Origin of the sequence: Corynebacterium kozikiae, from assembly GCF_024580965.1 — a bacterium.
GTDB lineage: Bacteria > Actinomycetota > Actinomycetes > Mycobacteriales > Mycobacteriaceae > Corynebacterium > Corynebacterium kozikiae.
In genome coordinates this window covers 95,460-112,930 of record NZ_JANIKJ010000004.1, presented here as the reverse complement: position 1 = coordinate 112,930, position 17,471 = coordinate 95,460, and the positions used below count along the sequence as shown (strand labels likewise).

Genomic DNA, 17,471 nt, shown 5'->3' with positions numbered 1-17,471 from the left:
TGCCGAATCATTTCGGCGTCGCCGGTGAAGAAATGAAAAAACGCCCCAATCCACTTCAGGGATCGGGGCGCCTCCAGCGCCTCAGCGCAGTTCAACAACGGTTCTTGTTAGGTGAGCTGTACGTCTACCTTGCCGGTGGCTGGGTCGAAGGTGATGTAGCCGCCTTCAAAGTCCACGCGGAGCTTGTTGTTGATTCGGTATTCCTGGTTGAGTGGCAGGCCGAGTGGGCCGAAGTCGAAGCCTTGGGCTGCCCAGGTGTCGCCAATCTTGCCCCACAACGCGTTGGTGCCGGTGGAGCCTTCCACGATGATGCCGTTGTCAAAGAGTGCAAAGTTGGTTGGCGAGCCATTGCCACCGATGTAGGAGTGGGTGCCCGAGCGGGCATTGCCGAGCACTGGGCCAAGCTGACGGTTCACGTTCTGCCATGCGCGCGCAATGTTATCGTCACCCGTCAGCGCCACAACCTCATTGATCACGCCTGGGAGGTCGGAGAGCTTGAGGTTGTTCATCACCTGCACGTCACCAACATTGCTCACTCCACCTGGCAGCAAGCCCTGGGAAGCTGCGAGGCCCAGGCCTGCGGCAACGAGTGCGCCCAGGGTTGGGATGATCTCAGAGGAGCCAGCGCCAGCGATCGCAGCGGGAGCCACTGGAGCCGGTGCCGGTGCTGGTGCTGGACTCGGGCGTGTAGCAGGAGCCGGTGCGGGACGCTGAGTGGTGGTAGGCGCCGAGGCGGTGGTCGTCGGAACCGCACTTGGTGTTGCGGTTGGAGCCGCAGTGGCCGCAGCAGAAGCCGTTGCCGAAGCTGACGTGCCAGTTGCCGTGGCGAAGGCGCCGGACTTGATGGCGTCGTACTTTGTCTTTGCGATGGTGCGGATGTTGCCCATCTGGGCGTAGCCGTACTGGCCTGGGCAGGCGGTATTGCCGACGTCGCGGTGCGCGAAGATGTTTGGCAAGCTCACGCGGGTGCCGCGGGCGTACTTGGAGTAGCTCGTGCCCTCGGAGATGTGGGTGCTGGTGCCGGTGGGATCAATGCCCGCGACTGCCGCGCGCCAACCAGCGATGTCGCCCACAGCCTGGATCATTTCCGGGGTGGTTGGGGCGGTGTCATAGTTGCCCAGCATGGAGATGGCCCAGGTGTTTTCATTGAAGCCGCCTGCGTGCGCGCCCCATACGTCCTTGTTCAGGCCACCCTTGCGGCCCTCGTAGAGGTTGCCGTACTTATCGGCAAGCACGTGGTATCCCACATCGCACCAGCCGAGCTGCTGCGCGTGGTACTGGTAAATGCCGCGCACGATGCCCGGAGCCTGGGCCTCGGAGTAGTTGTTGGAGCCGGCGGTGTGGTGGATGGTGATGCCGGAAACGCCGTCAAAGTACTGGCTATCGCGGCACTTCAGGGACTCATTCGCGCCCCAGCCTGCGCGGGAAATCACGCGTGGCATGCCGGCGGCGTCGTTGGTGAGCTGGATGCCATTTTCGGGCAGCTCAGAGGTGCCGCCATCAATGAACACCACATCAATGTTCTCGGCACTGCCAGCGGTGTCCTCCACGTCCGTGACCGGGCGAATCTCGCCGAAGTTCGAAGGCAGTGGGGCGGTAGCGCCGGAAGGTTGCTCAGTAGGAGCAGGTTCTTCAGCAGCAGGTTCCTCAGCAGGCGTTTCGACGAGCCCAGCGTCCTGCGTGGTCGCCGTCGCCTCGGCCGTTGCGGTGAGATCCACGCCAGAGATGGAAACCTGCACCTTCTGGGTTGGCTCAATGTAGATCAGCTCGGTGCCACGTACAGCGGAGTCGGAGGCGTCGCCGAAGTTGTAAGCGTCAGTGTCATACCACTCGGACCAGGTGCCGTCTGGGCGCTCGGCGCGGACGAAGGCTGCGAGGTCGCGGTCGCCAGTCCAGGTCACCGCGAACTGGGAGAAGGGCTGATCCCTGGTGAACTCCTTAACGGTGCGGGGGCCGGTGCCGTCCTCGCCTTGAGCTGCGATTGCGGCGTCGTCTACTACAACGCTGGCGCCGTCGGCAAGGCTTGAGGTGCCAACGGAGGCGGTCACCGGCTCGATTGCGGTGCCGTCGGTGCGCAGGATGTTATTCGTGGAAACACCAACCACTGCGGAGGCGAGCACTGCTACTGCGGAGATCATCGCGGTGACAGGTGCCTTTGGTGTGCTGGTGAGGCGTCGTCGTTGCTGCACTATCGGGGTCTCCTCAAAGGTTTCTTGCAACTGTGCCTAGTGGGGGCAAAGTTTATCCACGGATACTCTAGTGCAAGTTGAGGTGTTTGAAAACCCTTGTTGCCTAATGTGGTTAGTGTTGCGAATGTTATTTGTGGGATTTAGGGACGTCGGCCTGCAATCCCCCGCAACGCAAATGCCTGCGTTAGGCTTGATCCCATGACTGACTTTGACCTGATTGTTGTGGGTTCCGGCCTGTTTGGCCTCACCGTTGCGGAGCGCGCCGCGAGCCAACTGGGCAAAAAGGTGCTCATTGTGGAGCGCCGCAGCCACCTGGGCGGAAACGCATACTCAGAGGCCGAGCCGGAGACCGGCATTGAGATTCACAAGTACGGCGCCCACCTGTTCCACACCTCGAATGAGCGCGTGTGGGAGTACGTCAATCAGTTCACCAGCTTCACCGGCTACCAGCACCGCGTGTTCGCAATGCACAAGGGTACCGCGTACCAATTCCCCATGGGCCTGGGCCTGATCAACCAGTTCTTCGGCCGCTACTACAGCCCCGATGAGGCACGCGCCCTCATCGCAGAGCAGGCCAGCGAAATCAACTCTGAGGACGCCACCAACCTGGAGGAAAAGGCAATCTCGCTGATCGGCCGCCCGCTGTACGAGGCCTTCATCAGGGACTACACCGCCAAGCAGTGGCAGACCGACCCCAAGGAGCTGCCCGCCGGCAACATCACCCGCCTGCCAGTGCGCTACACCTTTGATAACCGCTACTTCAACGACACCTACGAAGGCCTCCCCGTAGACGGCTACGCAGCGTGGCTGGAGAACATGGCCGCGCACGAAAACATTGAGGTACGCCTGGACACGGACTGGTTCGAGGTCCGCGAAGAGCTACGCGCAGCAAACCCCGACGCCCCCGTGGTCTACACCGGCCCCCTGGACCGCTACTTCGACTACGCCGAAGGGCACCTGGGTTGGCGCACCCTCGACTTTGAAACCGAGGTGCTCCCCACCGGCGACTTCCAGGGCACCCCAGTGATGAACTACAACGACGCCGAATACCCCTACACCCGCATCCACGAGTTCCGTCACTTCCACCCCGAGCGCGAAGACCGCCACCCCAAAGACAAGACGGTCATCATGAAGGAATACAGCCGCTTCGCGGAGGATAACGACGAGCCGTACTACCCAATCAACACCCCAGAAGACCGTGCCAAGCTGGAGGCCTACCGCAAACTCGCCGCCACCGAGGCGCGCGAGCACAAGGTGCTGTTCGGCGGACGCCTGGGCACCTACCAATACCTGGACATGCACATGGCCATCGCCGCAGCACTGAGCCTGTTCGACAACAAACTCGCGCCATTCTGGACCGAGGGCGCCGCGCTCGAGCAAGAGCGCGGGCACTAGGGGTTTTGGCACTAGGGGTATTGGTAGGGATTGGCACTAGGGATTTTGGAAGGGGTGCGTTGTGGAGATTTCACACGAGATGGCTTTTAGTACGCCCACGCCGCTGCTGGGCCGTTTTGTGCAGGTAGTGCCCCTTGTCCCCGAACACGCCCCGGCGTTGGTGGAGGCCGTGCAACCGGGAAGGCTGTGGGAAACCTGGTACACCTCAATCCCTGCGCCTGAGGAAATGGCTCAAGAAATCGCCGCGCGCCTGAAACGGCAGAGTGACGGTGAAATCGCAGCCTACGCCATCACCCTGGCGGAAGACTCCCGGCCCATTGGAATGACAACCTACCTCCACCCTGACCCGCAAAACCTGCGGGTGGAAATCGGCTCAACCTGGATTGGCAAGCAGTACCAAGGTGGGCGCGTCAACGCAGAAACCAAGCTCCTCATGCTGCAACACGCATTTGAGCACCTTGAGTGCCAAAGGGTGGAACTGCGTGCGCACCACATGAACTTCCAGTCGCGTGCCGCAATCGAAAAGTTGGGGGCGCACTGCGACGGCATCCTACGCCGCCACATGCTGCTGCCCAACGGAACGTGGCGTGACACCGTGGTGTACTCCATCCTCCGGGAAGAATGGCCCACGGTGCGCGCCGGGCTCGAGGCGAGGCTCTAGGGTTCTCGTGCCCAAGCTGGTAGGCCTGCTGCGATGAAGCAAAAACTCGGATCCACAGAAATGCAAGTGGTTGGCGGGCCTCACCTGGAAGCCCCGCCAACCGCAAACCGCACTGCTTAGCCGAATACCTCGGCCATGGCCTCCTCGATGATGCCTAGCCCACGGCGCAGTTCCTCCTCCGTAATGTTCAGTGGTGGAACAATGTGCATGCGGTTGAAGTGGGTAAATGGCCACAATCCACGCTTCTTGCACGCCGCCACGAGCGCCGCCATTGGGGCATTTTCCTCGGGAGAGGGGTTGAACGGCACCAATGGTTCGCGGGTGGACTTGTCTTTGACTAGCTCGATGGCCCAGAACATGCCGAGGCCGCGAACTTCGCCAACATTGGGGTGTGTTGAGGCGAGCTCATCGAGCCAAGGCTTGACCACCTGCTCACCCAGGCGGCGCACATGCTCAAGGATTCCTTCTTCCTCGAACACCTCAAAGGTGGCTACACCTGGGGCGCAGGCCAGCGGGTGGCCGGAGTAGGTGAGGCCGCCAGGGAAGGTGCGCTCGCCGAAGGTTTCGCGGATCGCATGGCTCATCACCACGCCACCAAGCGGCACATAGCCGGAGTTCACGCCCTTGGCAAAGGAGATCATGTCTGGCACCACGTTGAAGTTTTGGAAAGCAAAGAGCTTGCCGCAGCGGCCGAAGCCGGCCATGACTTCATCGGCAATATAGAGGATGCCGTACTTGTCACACAGTGCGCGCACACCAGGGAGGTATCCCGGCGGTGGGACCAGGATGCCGTTGGTGCCAACCACCGTTTCAATGATGATCGCGGCAATGGTTTCTGGCCCTTCCATTTGGATCTGGTGTTCCAAATGGGCCAGAGCACGCTCGCACTCTTGGCCCTCATCCTGCGCGTAGAACACTGAGCGGTAGGTGTAGGGGCCAAAGAAGTGAATTACAGAATTATCGGATGGCTCATTGGGCCAGCGGCGTGGGTCGCCGGTCAAACTAATGGCCGTGGATGTAGCCCCATGGTAGGAGCGGTACATGGACATGACCTTCCGACGGCCCGTGTGCAACCGAGCAAGGCGCACGGCATTCTCGTTGGCGTCGGCACCGCCATTGGTGAAGAACACATGGGAAAAGTGCTCCGAGCCGGCGCCCTCAACGATGAGCTTTGCGAGTTCACTGCGGACGTCGTTGGCAAAGGCGGGCGCGATCGTGGCGAGCTGCCCAGCCTGCTTCTGGATGGACTCCACCAACTTGGGGTGCTGGTGGCCCAAGTTCAGGTTCACCAGTTGAGAGGTGAAGTCCAGGTAGCGGTTGCCCTCGAAGTCCCAGAAAGTGGAGCCCTCACCGCCCGCCACCGGCAGGGGTGCAATCTTGTCCTGTGCACTCCAGGAGTGAAACACATGGGCAGCGTCTGCCGCCACGATGTCAGCGTTGGAGACCTGTTCGTTGGAAACCATCACATCCTCCTTATTCATTCGGTGGTGTTAGTTAGTGTATTAGTTGGTGGGGAAGCCCAGGTTGATTTGGGATTCGCTCGGCAGCGGCCAGCGGGTGGTCACTACCTTGCGTCGGGTGTAGAAGTTGAAGGATTCGGGGCCGTACATGTGGATGTCGCCGAACAGGGAGTTCTTCCAGCCGCCAAAGGAGAAGGAGCCGATTGGCACTGGGATAGGAACGTTGATGCCCACCATGCCCACCTCGATGTCAAACTCGAACTGGCGTGCCGTGCGGCCGTCGCGGGTGAACACCGCCGTGCCGTTGGCAAACTGGTTGGAGTTGATCAACTGCACCGCTTCTTCGTAGGAGTCAACGCGGGCGATGCAGAGTACGGGGCCAAAGATTTCCTCATCGTATGCCGGCATACCGGGCGCCGCGTGGTCGATGATCGATGGGCCAATGAAGAAGCCTTCTGCGCCGTCTTCAATGTGGGAGAAGTCGTACTCACGGCCGTCCACCACCAGCTTGCCGCCGTTGGCCTCAGCGGAATCCAGGAAACCAACGATGCGGTCCAGGGAGGCCTTGGTGATCACTGGGCCCATTTCCGCGGTTGGGTCATCGTAGCGGCCAACCTTAAGCTTGCGGGTGCGCTCGGCGATTTTCTCCACCAGCTCGTCAGCAATGTTGCCCACGGCGACCACAACGGAGATGGCCATGCAGCGCTCACCCGCAGAGCCGTAACCAGCGGACACTGCGGCGTCGGCGGCTGCGTCGATGTCTGCGTCTGGCATCACGATCATGTGGTTCTTCGCGCCGCCCAGGGCCTGCACGCGCTTGCCGTTGGCTGCGGCCTCGGCGTAAATGTATTTGGCCACCGGGGTGGAACCCACAAAGCTGATTGCCTTTACTCGTGGGCTTTGCAGGAGGTAGTCAACGGCTTCCTTGTCACCGTGGACCACGTTCAGCACGCCGTCGGGCAGGCCTGCTTCCTTGAACGCCTGGGCTACCCAGTTTGCCGCGGAAGGGTCGCGCTCCGAAGGCTTGAGGATCACCGTGTTGCCTGCGGCGATGGCGGTGGTCACCATCCACAGGGGCACCATTGCGGGGAAGTTGAACGGGGTGATGCAGGCAACCACTCCCACCGGTTGACGGGTCTGGTGGACGTCAATGCCGCCGGCTGCCTGCTCCAGATGCTCACCTTTCATGTGGTGCACGAGGCCGGCGCAGAACTCCACGTTTTCCAGGCCGCGCACGATTTCACCTGCGGCGTCATCCAACACCTTGCCGTGCTCCTCGGAGATCACTGCTGCGAGTTCACTGCGGCGGGAATTGATGATTTCGCGCAGGTTGAACATCACTTGTGCGCGCTTCTGTAGGCCAGTTGCACGCCAGCCGGGGAGGGCTGCCTCTGCGGCGGCGATGGCTTCCTCAAGCGTGCTGGTGCTGGCAACAGCCACCTCACGGATTTGCTTTCCGGTGGCGGGGTTGAAAACGGGGGCAGTGCGGTCCTCGCTGTTTTCTGCGGCCAGTTGCCCGTTGATGAAGTGTGAAACTCGCATTTAGACTCCACTCCTTACAATGTGTCCGAAGAATATGTGTAGAATGTGCTACATCATTGAACTGCGTGTTTGTGGCAGATCGCTGAATGCTCATTACTGTAATGGGGCAAATTGGCCCCTCAGTAATGAGAAATGTCCACTAAATTCACCTCTGGATTACAGACTGTAAAGGGAAGGGTGGTTGGCCTCATGAAATCGGTGCATTCTGGAACACCGGCGGAAGTGGCCGCTGAAATGACCGCTGAGCAGCTCGGTGAGATGGTGCCAAAGCTCACCCTCGGTGAAGTGCTCTCCCTGGAACCATTGGCCTCTGTACATGTGGAAACGTACTGTTCACAGGCTGATCTGCAACGCCCGGTGCGCTGGATCCACGTGGCGGACGCAACGCGTTCTGCTGACCTGCTTAAGGGCGGCGAAATACTGCTCACCACCGGCATCGCATGGAGCGAGCAACCCGCCGAGCGCGAGGCAATGGTGGCTTCTTTTGCGCGAAACGACGCTGCCGCCGTGGTGTTAGAACTTGGTTCCCGCTGGCACGCGATCCCGGAGGACGTGATTGCAGCCTGCACAAAGCACAGTCTGCCCCTGGTGGTGTTGCATGATGAAGTGAAGTTTGTGCAGGTAACAGAAAACGTGCACACCTTGCTGCTGGAAAAGCACGTGCGCCAAGTAGTAGCGATTCATAAAGTCACAGAATCCTTCAACGCGCTGATTGTGAATGGGGCACCAACCCTGCAAATCCTCGCCCATGCCAGCCGCCTGCTCAAAGCCCCCGTCGTGTTGGAGGACCTCAGCCACCAGGTGGTGGGCTACGCGGAGGGGCATACCTTGCCCAGCAAACTGCTCGCCGGATGGAGTAGGAAGTCGCGCCAGTGGACACACAGGGTGGGCCAGTACGGTGAGCTCACCCAGGCGGTGACAGTGGAGGATCTTGTCGCTGACCAGAGGTGGACCATGATCGACGTCCAAGCGCGTGGCATCGTGTGGGGCAGGCTGTTGTATCACGGGCACTCCCAATCTGAAGCCGGTGGCCACCACATTTTGGGTCAGGCAGCCACCGCACTGGCCATGGAACGCCTTGGCTCAGACAACCCCTATTCCTGGGTGGACCTCATTGAGAAGACCGCGCTGGACCGCCTGGTGGAAAACAAATACACCACTGTTCAAGGAGCCGGTGAAGTGCTGCAGGCCTCGGGGTTTCGTATTGAGGATCGGGCGCTCATCGCGCTGCTCATCGAGCACACGGGGGAGTACATTGACCCCACGGTGTACCGCAAGCAGATCCGCAAGACGTTCCCAGGGGCAGACTTCCTTGCAGTTCCGCGTGAGTCCGATCCACGGCTGGTGACCGCCGCTCTCTCCGTACCGCTGGATGGATTTGATGCCCACCTCCTGGCCGGCAAGTTTGTGGCCATGGGAGAGAAGATTACAGGGAACTTTGACGCCAAGATTCGCGTGGTGTTCTCTGAGGCCACCACCCAAACTCTTGAGCTAGCAGGGCACATCCGGACCCTTTCCAGATTTGCTACCCCACCTATGCCGCGGGCAAAAGTCACTGCCACCCCACTTTCACGCAACCCGTTGGAGGGCCTACTCCTACAGCTCAGTAATGATGTGCGCGTCCAAGAGTTTGTGAACACCACCCTTGAAGCGTTGATCCGCCATGACGCCAAGAATGATTCAGACTTGGTGGATACCCTCACCGCGGTGCTGGCGCACCCAACCTCCCGCACCGCGGCAGCCGAGTGTCTACACCTTTCCCGCACTGCGCTCTACACCAGGATCGCCACCATCGAGCGCCTGCTGGGCGTAGACCTCAGCAACGGCGAGGAAGTGTTCGCGCTGAGCCTGGCGCTGAAGGCCTACCGCCCGAAAGGGGAGTAGCCCTCCAACAAACCGCTAGGTCAAGGCAGCTAGCGTTCGGCCATCACCAAGCTGCGGCTCACCACATTCCCCGCCAGCGCATCCACCAAAAACTCATGGGTGTGGGTGCGTACGCACCAATTGGGCTTCCACAGTGGTTCGGCCAAAGCGATCAGTGAAAGCTCAAACATAGAGGCCAGCTTCAGTTTGCCCAACAGCTTGGTGCTGAGGGCTTGCCTTGCAATGTTGATTGCCTCATCCGTGGTGCCCACTCGCGCCTTAGAGATCAGATCCTCCAAAAGGATTGCGCCTTCCGGGGTTGATTGTTCGCTGTTGGTCCAATCCTCCATTACAAGCGGCGTGCCGGAAACCAGATCGACAGCGGCAAACATGCGCGCACCTGCCACTTTTCGCGCCGGGCCGCGCCGGGCAACTACCTGAAAGGCAGTGCCTAGCAGCGGGTAATAGCTGAGCTTTGGCTCTTGGAGGGTGGCTTCATTGTGAAGATACCGTGCGTGCTGCGCAGCGAGGTTCAAGGCATCTTCGGCGCTCAGTGCTGGTGCAAGAGTGAAAGCCGGCATCTTAGTCACCTTAGGCACCTTGACCTGGGAATTGGTTGATGAGCGTGGGGTCGCTGCTCCGCTCTGCTTTCCGCGAGGCGGGGGTGACGCTGGCCGCGTCGGAAATTGCCTGCTGCACCTCCAGCGAGACAGGGTGCGATTTTTGCGTGGCCAAGGAGCCGAAGACCATGCCTGCGGTGGAGAGGATGAGGCCGGCGAGGAGGGGATCGATGCCCGTGGCGGTGGCAAAGTCCATGACCTGCCAAGACACCACGCCGACCGTTCCCAGGATGATGGAGAGCGTGGCACCAACGCTGTTGCCCTTTGGCCACCAGACAGCGCACACGTATGCGGGCACGAAGGCGCCGCCGAGGATGGAGGTGGCAAACACCACCAGACCGAACACCGCTGGTGGCTGCCAAATTGCCAGCACAATGCCGCCAAAGCTCAGCAGGAGTACAGCGCAACGGGAGATCCACACCATGTGCTTTTCCGTCATGTCTTTGATGATGAACCGGCCGAAGATGTCTTTTGCAGCGATTGTGGAGGCTTGGAGGAGGAGGGCGTCGGCAGTGGACATGATCGCTGCCATCACCGCCGCCATCACGATGCCCACGGCGAAGGAGGGCAGGACGGTCTTGGCGGTTTCAAAAATGGCCTGTTGGGGGTCGTCGAGCTGCGGGAGGACCAGCAGCGCGAAGATGCCGATGATGTACGGCGCCGGGATGAAGAAGAGGTTGAACAGCGTGGCGTACACGCCGGCCGAACGCGCCACGGAGGGCTGCTTCATAGCCATGTGGCTCACCACGACGTGCGGCCAACCCATGTAGCCGATGGAAAACAGCAGCAGCGCGCCGATAATCACGCCCCACTGGCCTTGGAACTCCAGGTTGGCGCCCCACATGGTGAGCAAGTTCGGGTTGATTTCCCCAATGCGCTCGTTGGCACTGCTGAACCCGCCGAGGTACTGCAGCGTTGCCACGAGGATCCACACCATGCCAATCACCATGATGATTGCCTGGACAAAGTCGGTATAGGCCACGGCCAGGTATCCGCCCAGGAAGGTGTAGAGCACAATCACCCCAACGGCCACTAGGAGCGCGACGTTGAAGTTTAGGCCCGTGACCACAGCAAGGCCGGAGCCGCCGGCGATGAACTGGGAAAGCACGTAGAGAAACAGGCAGAACAGGGCCACGGGTGCTGCCACCAACCGCACCCACTTGGATTCGTAGCGGTGCTCCAGGTACTCAATTGATGTCAGCGATCCCAACTTTTGCGAAAGTTTGCGCATGCGCCGTCCAAGCACGGAAAGGTTGATGATGCCGCCACCGATGTCACCCAAGGCGTACCACATGGAGTAGTAGCCCTGGGTATATGCCAGTGACCCGGCACCCAAGAACATGTATCCAGACATGGAACTGGATTGCAGCCGCAGCGCCGTGACCGCCGGCCCAATAGAACGATCTGCCAAAAGGTAACCTTCGGTGTTGTTTGAGCTGCGCTTCATGGTCCACACACCAATGCCGGCCATTGCCACAAAGTACACAATCAGGAAAATCAACGCGATGTTCATTGGCTATGCCACCCCCTCTTGAGCTGGAGTTTCATCTGCCAAGTGCCAGTCCTTGCTCACGACCCAGAACACAGCGGTATACACAATCCATAGCAGCGTGATCCCAATGATCACTGCTGCGGTAAACGTCGGAAGCCCTAACATGAGGAGTCCTTTCCAAAACACGTGCAGGCAAGGGGGATGTCCCGCCTGCAACAGTGGGCGAGCGCCGCATGAGCCCGCGATACGGTGGCCATGGCCGCTGCCGTTTTCAACTTGGACAAAGAGCAAGAAACGTTTCTTGGAAAACACTCAACCAGCCCGCGCAGGCAGCGGCAGCGCGCAAAATGTCTGTTTTGGGGGCAAAACCCAACAAAGTGTCTTGTTCCGCCGAGCGCGTGCCGAGCGCGTGTCCATCGCATTCCGATCGCATTCCGACGCCCCCTAAGGCCGCATCCGGTGCTGTTGTGTGGGGGTTAAGGGCTGTGGGTGATGGTGATGCTGCTCGGTGGCGTACTCGATTCACCAAATGAAGCTACGTTTCGAAGGCGCGCTAAGCTCTAAGCCTTGCAGTGAAGAAGCGTGGAGGGTTGAGGTGCACGGCATGAACAGCAGCAACGGCATTGACCAATCGGTGTGGCAGTTTTTTATCGACAACCGAGTGGCCTGGCTCAATGAGCCTCAAGTCCTTCTCAGCGACGCTTTCCAACCGCGCTGGGTCACATTGATGGCGGTGGTGCTCACTTTGGTGATTTTCTTGCGCTCCCGCCGATTGGATTCTGCCCTGCGTTGGGCGCGGATCCTGTACCCGGCGCTCACGTTGATCGTGGCAATCACCATCTCCTCAGCGTTGAAGCACCTCATTGGCCGCGAACGCCCATTGGAGGCCGCGCGGCTCGTGGTGGAGACAAACCCAAGCATGCCCTCCGGGCACGCCATCGCCGCCTTTGCTCTGGTCACCGTCCTTAGCGTGCTCACCCGCAGTTGGTGGACGGTACCAGCCTGGATCGTTGCGGTGCTAGTTGCTATAAACCGCCTCTACGTTGGGGTGCACTGGCTCAGTGACGTCCTCGTGGGTGCCAGCATCGGCACAGCGGTAGCGCTGTTGATGTGGCAGCTCCTTCAACGCGCGGCGCGGCGTCAAACGGTGCGGAGTCAAACGGCACGGAGCCAAACGGCCGCCGCTCAGCCCTAGCGCTAGAACGACCCCGAACCGCCGGAACCACTGAACCCACCGGAAAAGCTCGTGTTCGTTGAGCTTGACGTATTGGCTGCGGCCACCGCGGAGTTGTGGGTAGAGAGCATGAGGTAGAAGGGCAGCACGCTGGTGCTGTTGAAGCCTGGGCGGTAGTTTTCGCTGCCAAGGCCCGGTGCTTTGGCGGCGTCAGCTTTGTTGAACTGGGTTTTGTTCAGTTCGCTGAGCACGATTTGATAGTCGGCAACCAAGCGGGCGTAATCCTCAAGCATGTGCTCATCGTTGAGGTTGCGTTGGAGGGCGCGGCCGCGTTTGGCAAGGTCTGCGAGTGCGTGTTGGTGTGTTGATTTCTCGGCGTTGGCGTGGGCTTTGGTGATGTCATCCACGAGCTTGTTGAGCTGCCTTGCGCGCACGTTTGCGTCGCCGTTTTCCATGGCAAAGAGCATGTCAATGTTCTTTTCGGCATGCTGCACTTTCTGAAAGCGGGTGTGGATGTTCTTGATGTCCTCACGGCGCTTGTGAAATTCTTTCAACTCCGAGTTGGGGGTGAGTCCTTCCAGCTTGTCAAAGCCAGCGTGGGCATCGAGGAATCCTTGGCGGATTGTGTCCCACTCGGAACGCAGCTGGGCATTCACGAGGGGGCTGCGGAGGCTGTTGGCACGCACATCAATTTGGTCCAGGCGTTGCGCAAGGTCGCCGTAGCCTTTGGAGATCACATCAAACTCCTTCTTGGCCTTTTCCCCACTTGTCCGCTGCTCTTTGCGCACAATTGCAGCAAGCGCACCAATGATTAATGCAACGCCAGAAGCAACCAGGCCACCGATTGTCCACTTCGTAGCAGTGCTCATCTCCTCATCACCAGAACCCGCGCTGGTCTCCTGTCCTGCTACCGCCCTGGCGCCGTCGGCAAGCCCCAGTGCCCAGTCGCCGTCCCGCAGCCCAGGGCGCATTGCTTCAAGATAGGAGTCCAGGTTGGCGCTGAGTGAGATTGCGCTTGCGACGTCCTCGCCGGCGTAGACGCCCATGTTTCGGTCCTCGGTGGCCAGAGAGAAGATGAGCTGGCCGTCACCGAAAGTGAGCTGGTCCTGGCTGAGTAATTGGGGGTCGTTGGCTTTGGCGTAGTTCACCGTTGCATCGTTGAGGGATTCCGCGGTGCTGCGAAACACCAGGTAAGTGGTGTGGGTGATGCTGGGATCCAGGCCCACCTCAGCGGTTGTGCTGATGAGCTCTTGCTCCTGTTCGGGGGTCAGGAGGTCGGCGGGGTCCACGATGCGCACGTCTTCCGCCACCAGAGCTGCCGCGGTGGGAGTAGCGCCCAGTGCGAGGCCAAGCGATGCACCGAGCGTTCCGACGAGCGCCGCACCGAAGATGCCGGAGAGACCGCGCGCGTGCGGCATGCGGGACAAAAGCCTGTGTGCGAATTGGATTCCAGGAGCCTTCGGGTTCATGCCCGCCAGCATAGCGAGGTTGCAGCGGTGTGGCAGCGGGTGTGTGTCGGGGTGCCCTACTACTGTGGTAGGGGACTTCTTCCTATAGAAAGGCATTCTTTGATGAACGAGCTTCAGCTCCAGCGATTCCTCATGCCAGTGGCGGGTGAGCCACATGACGTGCAATCGCTGTACCTTCTGGAAAATGAAAAGAACCACCGCCGCCCCGCGTGGGAGGACCGAACCAGCGTGCGGCTTCACGCGGGTGACGAGCTCAGCTTCCAAACCTACTTCAACGCCTTCCCCGCCAGCTACTGGCGCCGCTGGTCCCAGCTTGACCAAGTGAACCTACAGGTCACGGTAGAGGGCCGGGCAAGAGTGGATGTGTACCGCTCCAAGATCGATGGTGCCCGACTGGCCGTCACCGGCCGTGTGCTGGACAACGAGCAAGCAATCTTTGAGCTACCACTTTCCACCTTTGAAGACGGCGGCTGGCTGTGGTTTGAGGTCACCGCAGAGACTGACGTCCTTATCCACAACACCGGTTGGTTCGCCCCACATGCCGCAAAACCACAGGTCATGCCTGACGGCACCGAGGTAGGCCCCTTCGAGCCGCGCGTGACCGTGGGTATCCCCACGTTCAACCGCCCAGCCGACGCCGTTGCCGCGCTCACTGCGCTGGGCTCGGATCCAGAGGTTAAAGAAGTCATCGATGCCGTGATTATGCCCGACCAAGGCAATCAGCACCCCTCCGACCTGCCCGGATATGAGGAGGCAACGAAGGCCTTCGAGGGACGCTTCTTTGAATTCCGCCAAGGTAATCTGGGTGGCTCCGGCGGCTACTCCCGCATTATGTACGAGGCCCTCGGTGACGGCGAGGCCGGTGCTGCGAAATCCCCATACATCCTCTACATGGATGATGACATCGCGATCGAGCCGGACTCCATCCTGCGCGCGCTCGCCGCTGCCCGCTACGCGAAGAGCCCGATGCTCATCGGTGGACAGATGCTGAACCTGCAGGAACGCTCTCACCTGCACTCCATGGGTGAGGTTGTGGGCCGCCATGACTTCATGTGGACCTCCGCACCGCACGTGCATTACGACCATGACTTCTACCGCCACCCGCTGTCTGACCGAGGTAAGCCAGGAGACCTTCCTGGCACCCCCAACTCCGTGGACCTGCACCGCCGTATCGACGTTGATTACAACGGCTGGTGGATGTGCATGATCCCGCGCGTGGTGGCAGAACAGATCGGGCAGCCACTGCCGCTGTTTATCAAGTGGGATGATGCCGAATATGGCCTGCGTGCAGGCCAGCAGGGTTTCCCCACCGCCACCTGGCCAGGCATCGCGATCTGGCACATGGCGTGGAGTGATAAAGACGATGCCATTGACTGGCAGGCCTACTTCCACTTGCGCAACCGATTGATCGTTGCCGCTTTGCAGCACGATGGTCCAGTTGGCGGCATCATCCGCTCCATGCAGAAGGCCACCTTCAAACACCTGCTTAGCTTGGAATACTCCACCGTGGCCATCCAGAACGAGGCCATGAAAGACTTCCTCGCAGGCCCGGACCACCTCTTTGACATCCTGGAGACTTCCCTGCCGCGTATCAACGCCATGCGCAAGGAATACCCGGACGCTGTGGTGCTTCCCTCTGCCTCTGAGCTGCCAAAGCCAACCGGCATTCCGGGTGTGCCCATCCGGGATATCGGCGGGCGCCTTGCGCCGGTGAAGAAGGCCGTGTGGCTGGCAAAGTCCATCAAGCACTCTCTTTCCAAGGAAGACCTGGCGCACCACGAGGTACCGCAGGCGAACCTCGCCCCAGTGGAGGCGCGTTGGTTCAGCCTGTCCCGCCTTGATGGCGCCACCGTGACCACGGCGGATGGCCGCGGCGTGACCTACCGCAAGCGTGATCGTGAGCAGGCCAAGGCGCTGCTCAAAGAGTCCCGCAGGCTACAAAAAGAGGTAGCTGAACAGTTTGATCGCTTGCGCGGTGAATACCGTGCGGCGCACAGTGAACTGACAAGCCGTGAAGGTTGGAGCAAGATCTTTGAACGTTAAAAAGCTACAGGCGCAGGTGGGCGCTCCCCTTCGCAGAGCCTTTCAGGAGCCTCAGGCGGAAGCAGACCTGATTGTGCGGGTGCAGCAACTCATCGGCGCCAATGAGTCTGTATTTAAGGTAGCCCGGGGGCTCAGCCATTTCGGTGAGCACGCCCTCGGCTGGATGGCGCTCGGTGCGGTGGGTGCATTGGTGGACGCTAAGCGCCGTGAGGCCTGGGTGCGGCTCATCGCCGCCGCCTTTGTAAGCCATGCTGCAAGCGTGGTGATCAAGCGGATTGTGCGCCGCAAGCGCCCACATGATCCCCGTATTGCCATCGGTGTGTCCACGCCAAGCAAGTTGAGCTTCCCAAGCTCGCACGCTACCTCCACCACCGCCGCGCTGGTGTGTTTGGCCAGGATCACCCGGAATCCGCTGCCTCTGCTGGGTGTGCCAGTGATGATGCTTTCGCGTATTGTGCTCGGGGTGCATTATCCAACCGACGTCGCAGCCGGAGCCCTCGTGGGTGCGGCAACCGCAGCGGCCATTGGAGGAACAAAGTGACCGAACAGCATCCCGTGATTGGCTCCGAGCCGCACACCGAGGGTATTGACAACCTGAAGAAGCGTCAGCCACCCAAGAATTTGGCAGACGGCATGATCAAGGCGCTGCGCCCCAAGCAGTGGGTGAAGAACGTACTGGTGCTGGCCGCACCGCTGGCTGCCGGCCCAGAAGCTTTGTTCAACGGGCGCACTCTGCTCGATGTTGCCATTGCGTTCATTGTGTTCTGTATGGCAGCTTCATCCATCTACTTGATCAATGACGCCCGCGACGTAGACGCAGACCGAGCCCACCCCACTAAACGCTTCCGCCCAATCGCGGCAGGGGTGCTGCCGGTGAACTTGGCCTACGGCATGGCGGTGGCGCTGATCGTAGCCTGCTTGGCAATCAGCTACTTTGCTTCCTCGGGTCACGGGCTGGCCATCGTGATGGCGGTCTACATTGCACTGCAGTTGGGCTACTGCTTCGGCTGGAAGCATCAGCCGGTGATCGACATCGCCTTGGTTTCCTCCGGCTTCATGCTCCGCGCAATGGGCGGTGGCGTTGCTGCTGGCATTGACCTCTCCCAGTGGTTCCTCCTGGTGGCTGCATTCGGCTCTCTGTTCATGGCGGCTGGTAAGCGCTACGCGGAGATCTTGCTTGCGGAGAAGTCTGGCGCGAAGATCCGCAAGGCCTTGGAGGGCTACACCCCCACCTACCTGCGCTTTGTGTGGACCCTTTCCGCCACTGCAGTGGTGATGGCCTACTCCCTGTGGGGCTTTGAAATGGCGGCCAGCGCAACCGGCGCGGCCAGCGTGTGGTACCAGGTTTCCATGGTGCCGTTCACCGTGGCCATCCTGCGTTACGCGGCAGACATTGACCGCGGCGCCGGTGGGGCACCGGATGAGATTGCGCTGCGCGACCGGACACTGCAATTGCTGGCACTCGCTTGGGTGCTGTGCATTTCCATCGCGGCGTATGTGGTTCCTGCCATGTAAACACGTAGGTAGCTGATCTTCTACTCCGTGGGTGCTAAGATCACACCC

At 60.4% G+C, this 17,471-nt stretch carries 14 protein-coding genes; 7 read left to right on the top strand and 7 right to left on the bottom strand.

What is annotated here, in order from left to right:
- Positions 1–107: 107 nt before the first annotated feature.
- Positions 108–2,189 carry an N-acetylmuramoyl-L-alanine amidase gene (locus tag NQ018_RS04365; RefSeq protein ID WP_257058815.1) on the bottom strand — a complete coding sequence of 694 codons (2,082 nt, stop codon included), beginning with the start codon at positions 2,187–2,189 and terminating at the stop codon, positions 108–110.
- A 198-nt stretch (positions 2,190–2,387) separates the two neighbouring features.
- Between NQ018_RS04365 and glf the strand changes: the two genes are divergently transcribed.
- Together glf and NQ018_RS04355 are read left to right on the top strand one after the other, a co-directional pair.
- Positions 2,388–3,584: a UDP-galactopyranose mutase gene (gene glf, locus NQ018_RS04360; protein ID WP_257058814.1), complete on the top strand. Its 1,197-nt coding sequence runs from the start codon at positions 2,388–2,390 to the stop codon at positions 3,582–3,584.
- 61 nt (positions 3,585–3,645) lie between these two features.
- Entirely contained in the window at positions 3,646–4,245 is a 600-nt protein-coding gene (locus NQ018_RS04355; protein WP_257058813.1) for a GNAT family N-acetyltransferase, read from the top strand.
- Positions 4,246–4,361: 116 nt separating this feature from the next.
- Here NQ018_RS04355 and NQ018_RS04350 read toward each other — a convergent pair whose 3' ends face one another.
- Together NQ018_RS04350 and NQ018_RS04345 are read right to left on the bottom strand one after the other, a co-directional pair.
- Positions 4,362–5,708, bottom strand: a complete 1,347-nt coding sequence (locus tag NQ018_RS04350) for an aspartate aminotransferase family protein (protein ID WP_257058810.1) — start codon at positions 5,706–5,708, stop codon at positions 4,362–4,364.
- A gap of 39 nt (positions 5,709–5,747) precedes the next feature.
- Positions 5,748–7,247, bottom strand: coding sequence for a CoA-acylating methylmalonate-semialdehyde dehydrogenase (locus tag NQ018_RS04345; protein WP_257052952.1), 1,500 nt, complete (start codon positions 7,245–7,247; stop codon positions 5,748–5,750).
- A 189-nt stretch (positions 7,248–7,436) separates the two neighbouring features.
- Here NQ018_RS04345 and NQ018_RS04340 point away from each other — a divergent pair, with 189 nt between their 5' ends.
- Positions 7,437–9,131, top strand: a complete 1,695-nt coding sequence (locus NQ018_RS04340) for a PucR family transcriptional regulator (RefSeq protein WP_257058806.1) — start codon at positions 7,437–7,439, stop codon at positions 9,129–9,131.
- 29 nt (positions 9,132–9,160) lie between these two features.
- On the opposite strand, the gene NQ018_RS04335 is transcribed toward NQ018_RS04340, so the two are convergent.
- From NQ018_RS04335 to NQ018_RS04325, 3 genes are read right to left on the bottom strand one after another with little or no spacing between them, the layout of a single operon-like run.
- Entirely contained in the window at positions 9,161–9,700 is a 540-nt protein-coding gene (locus tag NQ018_RS04335; protein WP_257038475.1) for a hypothetical protein, read from the bottom strand.
- A 1-nt stretch (position 9,701) separates the two neighbouring features.
- On the bottom strand, positions 9,702–11,243 hold the full coding sequence (locus tag NQ018_RS04330; RefSeq protein WP_257058804.1) for a sodium/proline symporter: 1,542 nt from the start codon (positions 11,241–11,243) through the stop codon (positions 9,702–9,704).
- A gap of 3 nt (positions 11,244–11,246) precedes the next feature.
- Entirely contained in the window at positions 11,247–11,387 is a 141-nt protein-coding gene (locus NQ018_RS04325; protein ID WP_257038473.1) for a hypothetical protein, read from the bottom strand.
- A gap of 439 nt (positions 11,388–11,826) precedes the next feature.
- Here NQ018_RS04325 and NQ018_RS04320 point away from each other — a divergent pair, with 439 nt between their 5' ends.
- The gene (locus NQ018_RS04320; RefSeq protein ID WP_257058802.1) at positions 11,827–12,417 is read left to right on the top strand and encodes a phosphatase PAP2 family protein; all 591 of its coding nucleotides are present in this window, start codon (positions 11,827–11,829) and stop codon (positions 12,415–12,417) included.
- A gap of 2 nt (positions 12,418–12,419) precedes the next feature.
- Here NQ018_RS04320 and NQ018_RS04315 read toward each other — a convergent pair whose 3' ends face one another.
- Complete coding sequence (locus NQ018_RS04315; protein WP_257058800.1) at positions 12,420–13,865, bottom strand: DUF5129 domain-containing protein; 1,446 nt, start codon at positions 13,863–13,865, stop codon at positions 12,420–12,422.
- Positions 13,866–13,967: 102 nt separating this feature from the next.
- On the opposite strand from NQ018_RS04315, the gene NQ018_RS04310 reads away from it, so the two are divergent.
- The 3 genes from NQ018_RS04310 (at position 13,968) to NQ018_RS04300 (ending at position 17,423) form a co-directional block, all read left to right on the top strand.
- Positions 13,968–15,908, top strand: a complete 1,941-nt coding sequence (locus tag NQ018_RS04310) for a glycosyltransferase (RefSeq protein ID WP_257058798.1) — start codon at positions 13,968–13,970, stop codon at positions 15,906–15,908.
- 67 nt (positions 15,909–15,975) lie between these two features.
- A complete protein-coding gene (locus NQ018_RS04305) occupies positions 15,976–16,449 on the top strand; it encodes a phosphatase PAP2 family protein (RefSeq protein WP_257058933.1) in 474 nt (157 codons plus the stop codon).
- Positions 16,446–17,423 carry a decaprenyl-phosphate phosphoribosyltransferase gene (locus NQ018_RS04300; RefSeq protein ID WP_257058796.1) on the top strand — a complete coding sequence of 326 codons (978 nt, stop codon included), beginning with the start codon at positions 16,446–16,448 and terminating at the stop codon, positions 17,421–17,423. The genes NQ018_RS04305 and NQ018_RS04300 overlap by 4 nt, the downstream gene beginning before the upstream one ends.
- The last annotated feature ends 48 nt before the right edge of the window (positions 17,424–17,471 follow it).